Origin of the sequence: Streptomyces sp. NPDC048192 (assembly GCF_043202415.1) — a bacterium.
GTDB lineage: Bacteria > Actinomycetota > Actinomycetes > Streptomycetales > Streptomycetaceae > Streptomyces.
The window spans coordinates 124,187-135,168 of sequence record NZ_JBIDAL010000022.1 but is presented as its reverse complement, the minus strand read 5'-3'; the positions used below and the strand labels follow the sequence as shown (position 1 = coordinate 135,168).

Sequence of the window (10,982 nt, the reverse complement as noted above, 5' to 3'; positions counted from 1 at the left end):
CGGTCCGGGAGTAACGGCTCGATCCGCGCCCACTGCGCATCTGTTAACGGCACACCCGGACCAACGACCGACTGATCCAAACGAAACTGCCTAGGGGCCGTCCGGCCGGGGCGCCTTCACGCCGTGCACGCGCGCGTACTCGCCGGCGAGCCAGGGCCCCAGGTCGTCCACGTACGACCGCAGGACCCCGGCGTCGCCGACGGGCTCGTGGCCGTACCGCGCCGCCGTCCGCAACTGGGCGGCCCGCTCGGGGTAGTACGCCCCGCACACCTCGGCCATCTCGCGCAGATCGCTCGTCCAGCCGTTCCAGCGGGGCATGACGAGCGTGAAGCCGGTGCGGACGAGATGCCGGGACATGAAGCGCACGAGGGGCCGCCGGGCCTGATCGGTGTCCTCGGCGTCCGCGATCCGCTGCCGCCAGCGGGGCAGCACAGCGCCAGGTCGCCGTTGGTCTCGCGGGCGAGCAGGGAGTCCGGGCGGTAGCGCGGCAGGTGCTCGGCGAGGTCCTCGCCGAGCAGCGGGGTGCACAGGCAGGCCACGAACCACCCCAGGTCGTACCGCTCCCGCTCGCTCAGCAGCCGGTCCCGGCCGTACAGCAGCGTGCCCACGCCGTCGATCTGCGGGAACTCCCCGTCGACGGCCTCGCCGAGCGCCCGTACGGCGTTCCGGTCGGCGTCGGCCGGCTCGTCCCGGAGCGCGACCAGCAGGTCCAGGTCGCTGCGGCCCACGCGCGCGGTGCCGCGCGGGATCGAGCCGTAGAGGTAGGCGCTGTGCAGCCGCGGTCCGAAGACAGCCGTCAGCCGGTCGCGCGCCGCGGCCACGACGGGACGGAAGACGCCGGGCACGCGCGCGAGGGAGCCTTCGCGTGCGATGAAGCCCTGCTCGTCCAGCCCGGGCCGGAGGATCGTTTCAGCCATGGGGCCACTCTGACCGCTGCGAGGCGGACGCGCGGCGCGTTCACGGCGCGCCCCGTGGCCGCGGAGCGGCCCGGTGACGACGACGGGGCCCGCTCGCGAGGAGCGGACCCCGGATCGTACGGCGTCGTACGGCAGCGGCGGGCGTCAGCGGGACCGCTTGGCCAGCCTTTCCACGTCCAGCAGGATGACGGCCCGCGCCTCCAGGCGGAGCCAACCGCGCTGGGCGAAGTCCGCCAGCGCCTTGTTCACGGTCTCGCGCGAGGCGCCGACCAGCTGGGCCAGCTCCTCCTGGGTGAGGTCGTGGACGACGTGGATGCCCTCCTCGGACTGCACGCCGAAGCGGCGCGACAGGTCCAGCAGGGCGCGCGCCACGCGGCCGGGGACGTCGGAGAAGACCAGGTCGGACATGGCGTCGTTGGTCTTGCGCAGACGGCGGGCGACGGCGCGCAGCAGGGCGCCGGCCACCTCGGGCCGGGCGTTCAGCCAGGGCTGGAGGTCGCCGTGGCCGAGGCCGAGCAGCTTGACCTCGGTCAGCGCGGTGGCGGTCGCCGTACGCGGGCCCGGGTCGAACAGCGACAGCTCGCCGATCAGCTCGCCGGGGCCGACGACGGCGAGCATGTTCTCGCGGCCGTCGGGGGAGGTGCGGTGCAGCTTGACCTTGCCCTCGGTGACGACGTACAGCCGGTCGCCGGGATCGCCCTCGTGGAAGAGGGAGTCGCCGCGTGCGAGGGTCACCTCGCTCATGGAGGCGCGAAGCTCCGCGGCCTGCTCGTCGTCGAGAGCCGCGAAGAGCGGGTTGCGCCGCAGAACGTCGTCCACTGAGTTCTCTCCTTGTCGACCTGCTCAGGGGATCTTGCTCCCCCGAGTGCCAGGGGACCGTGTTCCCCATTTTGCCGGACGGTCCAAACAGTGTGATCTGTCACAAGGATGCCGCACAGGTGTCCCGAGGTAAGCGTCAGGGGTCCAATCGGGGGCCGGTCCTCGGGGTCCGGGGCGGATGTCGGTGCCGGGCCCTAGGCTGGCCGGGTGTCCAAATCGCCGGTGAGAGCACAGGCCAAGGGGGCTTAGCGGGTGGTTGTACGTCGCGATTCCGCTGTGGGCGAACAGAGCCCCGGCGGTGATAGGAAAACCGGAAAAACGGCAAAAAAGGTAACTCGGGGCTCCGCCGGGAAGACGGCGGCGGGCAAGGAGACGGGGGCGGGCAAGGAGACGGGGGCCGGAGAGGCGGCGGCGGGGACGGCCCCGGCGGCCAAGAAGACGGCGGGTGGCAGGACCACGGCGGCCAAGAAGACCGCCGCCAAGAAGACCGCCCCGGCCAGGTCCGCTCAGGGCAAGAAGGCCGCCCCCGCCAAGAAGGCAGCCACGAAGACGGCCCCCGCCAAGAAGGCGCCCGTCAAGAAGGCCTCCGCCAAGAAGGCCTCCGCCAGGAAGGTCTCCCCGGTCGAGAAGGTCGTGGCGACCGGGAAGCCCGTCGCCGTGCAGAAGGCGGCGCCCGTCAAGAAGGTCGCCGTTCAGCCGCCGGGCGGTGAGTCCCGTACCGCCCTGGTCCGCCGCGCCCGCCGTATCAACCGCGAGCTTGCCGAGGTGTACCCGTACGCCCACCCGGAGCTGGACTTCGACAACCCCTTCCAGCTGCTCGTCGCCACCGTGCTGTCGGCCCAGACCACCGACCTGCGCGTGAACCAGACGACCCCGGCGCTCTTCGCGAAGTACCCGGTCCCCGAGGACCTGGCCGCCGCCAACCCGGAGGAGGTCGAGGAGATCCTGCGCCCCTGCGGGTTCTTCCGGGCCAAGACCAAGTCGGTCATAGGGCTCTCCAAGGCCCTCGTGGAGGACTTCGGCGGCGAGGTGCCCGGCAGGCTCGAGGACCTGGTCAAGCTGCCCGGCGTCGGCCGCAAGACCGCGTTCGTCGTGCTCGGCAACGCCTTCGGGCGGCCCGGGATCACCGTGGACACCCACTTCCAGCGGCTGGTCAGGCGCTGGCGGTGGACCGACGAGACCGACCCGGACAAGATCGAGGCCGCCGTCGGCGCGCTGTTCCCGAAGAGCGAGTGGACCGACCTGTCCCACCACGTGATCTGGCACGGGCGCCGCATCTGCCACGCCCGCAAGCCCGCCTGCGGCGCCTGCCCGATCGCCCCGCTCTGCCCGGCCTACGGCGAGGGCGAGACCGACCCGGAGAAGGCGAAGAAGCTGCTGAAGTACGAGAAGGGCGGCTTCCCCGGCCAGCGGCTGAAGCCCCCGCAGGCCTACCTGGACGCGGGCGGCAGGCCGGCCCCGCCTCTGGGGGCCGCGTGACGGAACGATCTCGGGGTCCTCGGACGTTGGACAGGCGGAGCGAGGGGGGTGGCGATGGCGAGGACCGGTGAGACGCGGGGCGGTGCGGTGACGCGCGGTGCGGCGGCGCGCGGTCGGGTGACGCTGAGCAAGGAGGGGCTGCCGGACTGGCTGGACCCGGTGGTGCGGGCCGCCGAGACGGTCGAGCCGCTGCAGCTGAGCCGCTTCCTGCCGCCGGAGAACGGCTCGGGCCGCAAGTCGGCCGTGCTGATCCTGTTCGGCGAGGGCGAGCGCGGCCCGGAGCTGCTGCTGATCGAGCGCGCCGGCTCGCTGCGCTCGCACGCGGGGCAGCCGTCCTTCCCGGGCGGCGCGCTCGACCCCGAGGACGGCGATCCGCACACCGACGGCCCGCTCAGAGCCGCGCTGCGCGAGGCCCGGGAGGAGACCGGCCTCGATCCGTCCGGCGTCCAGCTCTTCGGTGTGCTGCCCGCGCTGTACATCCCGGTCAGCGGTTTCGTCGTCACGCCCGTGCTCGGCTGGTGGCGCGAGCCCAGCCCGGTCGGCGTCGTCGATCCCAACGAGACGGCGCGGGTGTTCACGGTCCCCGTGGCGGATCTCACGGACCCCGCCAACCGCGCCACCGCCGTCCACCCCAGGGGCCACCGGGGCCCGGCATTCCTGGTCGAATCGGCTCTCGTCTGGGGTTTCACGGCCGGTGTGATCGACCGCCTGCTGCACTACGCGGGCTGGGAGCGCCCCTGGGACAGGGAGAAGCAGGTCCCGCTGGACTGGCACGCATGACAGGGTGTCCTCCGTGAATGTGCTGGACATCCTGTTGCTGGTCGCGGCCGTGTGGTTCGCGGTCGTCGGCTACCGCCAGGGCTTCGTCGTGGGCATCCTGTCGGTGATCGGGTTCCTGGGCGGCGGTCTCGTCGCCGTGTACGTGCTGCCCGTGATCTGGGACGCCGTGACCGACAACGCGGACGTCGGCACCACCGCCGCCGTGGTCGCCGTGGTCGTCGTCATCGTCTGCGCCTCCGTCGGCCAGGCCCTGACCACCCATCTCGGCAACAAGCTGCGCCGGTACATCACCTGGTCCCCGGCCCGCGCCCTGGACGCCACCGGCGGCGCCCTGGTCAACGTCGTCGCCATGCTGCTGGTGGCCTGGCTGATCGGCTCCGCCCTCGCCGGCACCACCCTGCCGACGCTCGGCCGGGAGGTCCGCGGCTCCAAGGTGCTGCTCGGCGTCTCCCGGGCGCTGCCCGCACAGGCCGACACCTGGTTCGCGGACTTCTCCTCCGTCCTCGCGCAGAACGGCTTCCCGCAGGTCTTCAGCCCGTTCGCCAACGAGCCGATCAAGGACGTCCGGCCGCCCGACCCGGCGCTCGCGAACAGCCAGGTCGCCGTGCGCGCCCAGCGCTCCATCGTCAAGGTCACCGGCACCGCGCAGAGCTGCGGCAAGGTGCTGGAGGGCACCGGCTTCGTGTTCGCCGACCGCAGGGTCATGACCAACGCGCACGTCGTCGGCGGCGTCGACGCGCCCACCGTGCAGATAGGCGGCGAGGGCCGCAAGTACGACGCCAAGGTCGTCCTGTACGACTGGAAGCGCGACATCGCCGTACTGGACGTACCCGACCTGAAGGCGACCGCCCTGCGGTTCTCCGCCCAGGACGCGGCCGGCGGCGACGGCGCGATCGTCGCGGGTTTCCCGGAGAACGGCTCGTACGACGTGCGCGCCGCGCGTGTGCGCGGGCGCATCACGGCCAACGGCCCGGACATCTACCACCGCGGCACCGTCCGCCGTGACGTCTACTCGCTGTACACGACCGTCCGCCAGGGCAACTCGGGCGGCCCGCTGCTCACCCCCGACGGCCGGGTGTACGGCGTGGTGTTCGCCAAGTCCCTCGACGACGCCGAGACCGGCTACGCCCTCACGGCGGACGAGATCCGGCCCGACATCGCCCAGGGGCGTGCGGCGAACGAGCAGGTGGGTACGGACAGCTGCGCGCTGTGAGCGTGCGGCCGGCGTTCAGCCGCGCGGGTGACGCAGACGCACCGAGACCCAGCGCGCGCGGCGGCGCAGGATGCGCGGGATCCCCACCCGGAGGTCCCCTTCCGCGAGTTGCGGGGTGCCTCGCTGAGGCGTGCTGACACCGCCGGTGGAACGGCGGTTGCGGGGTGCGTCACTGTAGTCGTGCGTCCAGCCCATACCCGGACGTGTGCCCCTGCCCGAAGGTCGATAACCGCCTGAGCGCCGTCCAATTGGCCTATGCGGCAGGCATGTGGCCGTTCGGGGGACAACTGTTCAGGAACCGGATACTCCACGCATCGAACCGTCACCGCACGGTCACCGGCACACATCACCGGTACGGGTGAACTTCACCGGTTCCGGGTGTCGCTCACCGGCGCCCGCCGCCACCGGCGTTCGTCACGCCATTGCCCGGCGGCGCTTCACCGGTCCGGCTCGGGGTCCCTCAGCCAGTTGACGAGCTCGGTCGAGAACGCCGCCGGGTCCTCCTCGTGCGGGAAGTGTCCGAGGCCGTCGAACAGCCGCCAGCGGTACGGCGCTTCGACGTACTCGCCCGAACCGGCCGCGCTGCGCGTGCGCGTCACCGGGTCCAGCGAGCCGTGCAGATGCAGCGTGGGCACCCGGACCGGGCGCTTCATCCGGCGGTTGAACTGGATGCCGTCCGGCCGGGCCAGCGAGCGCACCAGCCAGCGGTACGGCTCGATCGCGCAGTGCGCGGTCGACGGGATGCACATGGCGCGCTGGTAGGTCTCCAGCGTCTTGTCCTCCGGCTGCCGCGGCCCGGACCAGTCCCGGATCAGCCGGCCCACCAGCGCGCCGCCGTCCGCGGTGAGTTGACGCTCCGGGAGCCACGGCCGCTGGAAGCCCCAGATGTAGGAGTTGGCGGCCGTCTGCCGGGCGTCCCGCAGCATCGCCGCCCGCCAGCGCCGGGGATGCGGCATGGACACCACGGCGAGCCGCCGGACGAGCTTGGGGCGCATCGCCGCGGCCGTCCACGCCAGATAGCCGCCCAGGTCGTGGCCGACCACCGCCGCGTCCGGTTCGCCGAGCGAGCGGATCACGCCGGTGACGTCGAGCGCGAGGTTCGCCGGGTCGTAACCGCGGGGCGTGCGGTCGCTGCCGCCGACGCCCCGCAGGTCCATCGCCACCGCCCGGTAGCCGGCGTCCGCCAGCGCGACCAGCTGGTGCCGCCAGGCCCACCAGAACTGCGGGAAGCCGTGCAGCAGCAGCACCAGCGGGCCGTCGCCGAGCTCGGCGATGTGGAAGCGGGCGCCGTTGGCGGCGACGTCCCTGTGCAGCCAGGGACCTTCGATCCGTACGGCCGAGGGGGCGGGTTCCGTCATGACTGTGAGCGTGCCACAGCCTCGATGGCCGCGGGGGCCCGGTCCTCGGACAGTTCCGCGCGCGGGTGCGGCTTGGCGTGCTGCAGGACGTTCGCCGTCTCCTTCATCGAGGCGGCCACCTTCTGCGGGCCCTTGCCCTTCTTGGCCTTCTTCGCGAACACCACGCCGATCAGGGCGAGGAGGCCGGCGACTAGCACGTTTGCGGCGAAGGACAGCACGAAGCAGATCGCCAGGTTCCAGCCGCTCCAGGTCCGGATGCCGTAGGCGAGGGCGAAGTTGAGCATCGGGAGCGAGAAGACGAGCAGCACGAGGGCCGCCGTGAACGCGCCGCCGCTGGTCGCGCCGCGCTTGACGTCCTGCTTCAGCTGGGCTTTGGCCAGGGCGATCTCGTCGTGCACCAGCGCCGACAATTCGGTCGTCGCCGAGGCGAACAGCTGGCCGATGCTGCGTTCGGCGCCGACCGGGCTGCCGTCGGGTGCGCTCATCGCGTTCTCCCTCAGAGGTCTGTTGTGCCGCGGCGTGCCGGTGCCGTGCCGTCGTGACGTCGTGCGCGCGGGGATCCCTGCGCAGGACGTCGTACGTGGCCGGCGGGCCCGCCGGTGTGGCCGTCTTGTTTTGTACCGTCTCGTCAGATCATGCCGGACGGTCGTCCTCCTCGCCTGCCCCGCCCGGCACTTCCTGAAGCCCGTGGCGCCCCACGGCGGCCTTCTCGGCGGCGATACGCCGGTGTTCGGCGGCCTTGCGCTCGTGGATCTCGGCCATACGGAGGTGGTAGGCGGGGTCGTCCAGCTCGTAGACGTCCGGGATGCCGTCGCGGTCCTCGTCGCGTTCCTCCTCCTCGCACAGCCTGCGGTACTTGGCGTTGCGTATCTTCAGCAGCACCGTCGCGCACGTCGCCGCGATGAGCGAGCCGACGAGGACGGACGCCTTGACCTCGTCGGTGAGGACGGCGTCCCCGGCGAAGGCGAGTTCGCCGATGAGCAGGGAGACGGTGAAGCCGATGCCGGCGAGGCAGGCCACCGCGAAGACGTCCGCCCAGGCGAGGTCCTCGCTGAGGGAGGCGCGGGTGAAGCGGACGACCAGCCAGGCGCCGCCGAAGATGCCGATCGTCTTGCCGAGCACCAGCCCCAGCACCACACCCAGCGTCTGCGGCCTGCCGAACACGTCCCCGAGCGTCCCGCCCGTGACGGCTACGCCCGCGCTGAACAGCGCGAACATCGGCACCGCGAGCCCGGCGGAGAAGGGCCGCACCAGGTGCTCGACGCGCTCGCCGGGCGAGCGCCGCTCACCCTCCCGGGTGGTGCAGCGCAGCATCAGGCCCATGGCCACGCCGGCGATGGTGGCGTGCACTCCGCTGTGGTGCATGAGCGTCCAGATCACCACGGCGAGCGGCAGGTACACGTACCAGCCGCGGACGCCCTTGCGCAGCAGCAGCCAGAACACCACCAGCCCGGCGACGGCCCCGCCGAGCGCGGTGAAGTCCAGACGGTCGGTGAAGAAGACCGCGATGATCAGGATCGCGAAGAGGTCGTCGACCACCGCGAGCGTGAGCAGGAAGGCCCGCAGCGAACTGGGCAGGGAGGTGCCGATCACCGCGAGGACGGCGAGCGCGAACGCGATGTCGGTGGCGGTGGGTACCGCCCAGCCCTGTGCCGAGCCGTGTCCGGTGAGGTTGGTGACCGTGTAGACGAGCGCCGGTACGGCCATCCCGCACAGCGCGGCCACCACGGGCAGGACGGCCGCCCTGGGGTCGCGCAGGTCCCCGGCGACCAGTTCCCGCTTGAGCTCGATGCCGGCGACGAAGAAGAACACCGTGAGCAGGCCGTCGGCGGCCCAGTGCGCCATGGACAGGTGCAGGCCGAGTGCGCCCGGGCCGAGGCGGAAGTGGCTGACGGACTCGTAGCTGTCGTGCAGGGCGGGGATGTTCGCCCAGATCAGCGCCGTCACGGCGGCGAGGAGGAGCAGGACGCCGCCGACGGTCTCGGTCCGCAGCGCGTCCGCGACGAAGGCGCGCTCGGGCAGGGACAGGCGTCCGAGGGCCTTGCGGGCGGTGCGGGTGCGGGGCGCGGCCACGGCGGGGACCTCCGGGTCGTACGACGATGATCACGCCGTCGCGCGCGGTCGCCGACGGCGTCGCCGACCAGACTTCCCGGCACACCCTGAGCCTGCCACTTTACCAGTCTTTGACGCAGAACGTTAGGGATGCGAAAGAAAAGGGGGCGCCCGGTGGTGACACCGGGCGCCCTCGTGCCGCCGTCGCGCCTAGTCCTCGCTCGGCGCCGCGGGCAGCTTGGCCTGGATGAGGTCCATGACCGTGCTGTCCGTCAGCGTGGTGACGTCGCCGAGCTGGCGGTTCTCGGCCACGTCCCGCAGCAGACGGCGCATGATCTTGCCGGAGCGGGTCTTGGGCAGCTCGGCCACCGGCAGGATCCGCTTGGGCTTGGCGATCGGGCCGAGCGTGGCGCCCACGTGGTCGCGCAGCTCGCCGACGAGCGCCTCGGTCTCCGCTGCCGTACCGCGCAGGATGACGAACGCGACGATCGCCTGGCCGGTGGTCTCGTCGGCGGCGCCGACGACGGCCGCCTCGGCGACCGCGGGGTGCGAGACGAGCGCCGACTCCACCTCGGTGGTGGAGATGTTGTGCCCGGACACGAGCATCACGTCGTCCACCCGGCCCAGCAGCCAGATGTCGCCGTCGTCGTCCTTCTTCGCGCCGTCGCCGGCGAAGTACTTGCCCTCGAAGCGGGACCAGTAGGTGTCGATGAACCGCTGGTCGTCGCCCCAGATGGTGCGCAGCATCGACGGCCAGGGCTCGGTGAGGACCAGGTAACCGCCGCCGCCGTTCGGGACCTCGTTGGCCTCGTCGTCGACGACGGTCCCGCTGATGCCGGGCAGCGGGGTCTGCGCGGAGCCGGGCTTGGCCTCGGTGACGCCGGGCAGCGGCGAGATCATCATCGCGCCGGTCTCGGTCTGCCACCAGGTGTCCACCACCGGCGTGGTGTCCGCGCCGATGTTCTTGCGGTACCAGACCCAGGCCTCGGGGTTGATGGGCTCGCCGACGGAGCCGAGGACACGCAGGCTGCCGAGGTCGAACTTCGCGGGGATGTCGTCGCCCCACTTCATGAACGTCCGGATCGCCGTCGGCGCCGTGTAGAGGATCGTGACCTTGTACTTCTGCACGATCTCCCAGAACCGGCCCTGGTGCGGGGTGTCAGGCGTGCCCTCGTACATGACCTGCGTGGCGCCGTTGGCCAGCGGGCCGTACACGATGTACGAGTGCCCGGTGACCCAGCCGACGTCGGCCGTGCACCAGTACACGTCCGTCTCCGGCTTGAGGTCGAAGACCGCCCAGTGCGTGTACGCCGTCTGGGTGAGGTATCCGCCGGAGGTGTGCAGGATGCCCTTCGGCTTCCCCGTGGTGCCCGAGGTGTAGAGGATGAACAGCGGATGCTCCGCCTCGAACGCCTCCGGGGTGTGCTCGGCGGACTGCCGCTCGACCAGCTCGTGCCACCACACGTCCCGGCCCTCGGTCCACGCCACGTCCTGGCCGGTACGGCGCACCACCAGCACGTGCTCGACGTTGTCGACCTTGGTGATCGCCTCGTCCACGGCGGGCTTGAGCGCGGACGGCTTGCCGCGCCGGTAGCCGCCGTCGGCGGTGACGACCACCTTGGCGTCCGCGTCCTGGATGCGGGTCGCGAGCGCGTCCGCCGAGAAGCCGCCGAAGACCACCGAGTGCGTGGCGCCGATTCGGGCCGAGGCCAGCATCGCGATCGCGGTCTCGGGGATCATCGGCATGTAGATGGCGACCCGGTCGCCCTTGCGGACACCGAGCTCCAGCAGGGCGTTGGCCGCCTTCGAGACCTCGTCCTGCAACTCGGCGTAGGTGATCGAGCGGCTGTCGCCCGGCTCGCCCTCGAAGTGGATGGCGACACGGTCCCCGTGCCCGGCCTCCACGTGCCGGTCCACGCAGTTGTAGGCGACGTTCAGCGCGCCGTCCTTGAACCACTTGGCGAACGGCGGGTTCGACCAGTCCAGCGTCTCGGTCGGTTCCTTGGCCCAGGTCAGCCGGCGGGCCTGCTCGGCCCAGAAGCCGAGCCTGTCAGCCTTGGCCTGTGCATACGCCTCCGCGGTGACGTTGGCGTGCGCTGCCAGGTCGGCGGGGGGCGCGAACCTGCGTTCTTCCTTGAGCAGGTTGGCCAGGCTCTCGTTGCTCACGACATCTCCCTCTCGAAGGGTGTCCGTTGTGTCCCGGGCCACAGCTCATCAGACGCGGGGGTCCGATGACAAGGGTCGCCGGGAAAATTGGTTTAGACCTGTTGTGCGGGGTCGTCAGGTTCCCCTCTGGCAGCGGTCGGGCCTCGCGTTCCGCTGTGGCGGACTGCCTGGCTCATCCCTCGCATGGGTGAAGTAATC

9 protein-coding genes and 1 pseudogene are annotated in these 10,982 nt (G+C 71.6%); 3 read left to right on the top strand and 7 right to left on the bottom strand.

Going from position 1 to position 10,982, the window contains the following annotated elements; translation table 11 throughout:
• Positions 1-90 precede the first annotated feature (90 nt).
• Positions 91-917 (bottom strand): annotated as a pseudogene (locus ACGFZN_RS35635) (nucleotidyltransferase).
• A gap of 144 nt (positions 918-1,061) precedes the next feature.
• A complete protein-coding gene (locus ACGFZN_RS35630; protein WP_014674022.1) occupies positions 1,062-1,736 on the bottom strand; it encodes a Crp/Fnr family transcriptional regulator in 675 nt (224 codons plus the stop codon).
• Positions 1,737-2,012: 276 nt separating this feature from the next.
• Between ACGFZN_RS35630 and nth the strand changes: the two genes are divergently transcribed.
• Genes nth through ACGFZN_RS35615 form a run of 3 tightly spaced genes read left to right on the top strand, consistent with a single transcriptional unit; the run spans position 2,013 to position 5,208 of the window.
• Positions 2,013-3,215 (top strand): endonuclease III, encoded by a 1,203-nt coding sequence (nth, locus tag ACGFZN_RS35625; protein WP_393862602.1) that lies wholly within the window; start codon positions 2,013-2,015, stop codon positions 3,213-3,215.
• A gap of 54 nt (positions 3,216-3,269) precedes the next feature.
• A complete protein-coding gene (locus tag ACGFZN_RS35620) occupies positions 3,270-3,995 on the top strand; it encodes an NUDIX hydrolase (RefSeq protein ID WP_393862601.1) in 726 nt (241 codons plus the stop codon).
• A 13-nt stretch (positions 3,996-4,008) separates the two neighbouring features.
• The gene (locus ACGFZN_RS35615; RefSeq protein ID WP_393862600.1) at positions 4,009-5,208 is read left to right on the top strand and encodes a MarP family serine protease; all 1,200 of its coding nucleotides are present in this window, start codon (positions 4,009-4,011) and stop codon (positions 5,206-5,208) included.
• A 15-nt stretch (positions 5,209-5,223) separates the two neighbouring features.
• Here the strand turns inward: ACGFZN_RS35615 and ACGFZN_RS35610 are convergent, their stop codons facing one another.
• From ACGFZN_RS35610 to acs, 5 genes are all read right to left on the bottom strand, one after another.
• Positions 5,224-5,403, bottom strand: a complete 180-nt coding sequence (locus ACGFZN_RS35610; RefSeq protein WP_393862599.1) for a hypothetical protein — start codon at positions 5,401-5,403, stop codon at positions 5,224-5,226.
• Positions 5,404-5,645: 242 nt separating this feature from the next.
• A complete protein-coding gene (locus ACGFZN_RS35605) occupies positions 5,646-6,566 on the bottom strand; it encodes an alpha/beta fold hydrolase (RefSeq protein WP_393862598.1) in 921 nt (306 codons plus the stop codon).
• Positions 6,563-7,051, bottom strand: a complete 489-nt coding sequence (locus ACGFZN_RS35600) for a phage holin family protein (RefSeq protein WP_393862597.1) — start codon at positions 7,049-7,051, stop codon at positions 6,563-6,565. The genes ACGFZN_RS35605 and ACGFZN_RS35600 overlap by 4 nt, the downstream gene beginning before the upstream one ends.
• Positions 7,052-7,199: 148 nt before the next feature.
• The gene (nhaA, locus tag ACGFZN_RS35595; RefSeq protein WP_393862596.1) at positions 7,200-8,639 is read right to left on the bottom strand and encodes a Na+/H+ antiporter NhaA; all 1,440 of its coding nucleotides are present in this window, start codon (positions 8,637-8,639) and stop codon (positions 7,200-7,202) included.
• 189 nt (positions 8,640-8,828) lie between these two features.
• On the bottom strand, positions 8,829-10,784 hold the full coding sequence (gene acs, locus ACGFZN_RS35590) for an acetate--CoA ligase (protein ID WP_393862595.1): 1,956 nt from the start codon (positions 10,782-10,784) through the stop codon (positions 8,829-8,831).
• Positions 10,785-10,982: the final 198 nt, after the last annotated feature.

Excerpts from the sequence above, each read along its gene's own strand:
- ACGFZN_RS35620 (WP_393862601.1), top strand. The coding sequence starts at position 3,270 with ATGGCGAGGACCGGTGAGACGCGGGGCGGTGCGGTGACGCGCGGTGCG.
- ACGFZN_RS35610 (WP_393862599.1), bottom strand. The coding sequence starts at position 5,403 with ATGGGCTGGACGCACGACTACAGTGACGCACCCCGCAACCGCCGTTCC.
- ACGFZN_RS35605 (WP_393862598.1), bottom strand. The coding sequence starts at position 6,566 with ATGACGGAACCCGCCCCCTCGGCCGTACGGATCGAAGGTCCCTGGCTG.
- ACGFZN_RS35600 (WP_393862597.1), bottom strand. The coding sequence starts at position 7,051 with ATGAGCGCACCCGACGGCAGCCCGGTCGGCGCCGAACGCAGCATCGGC.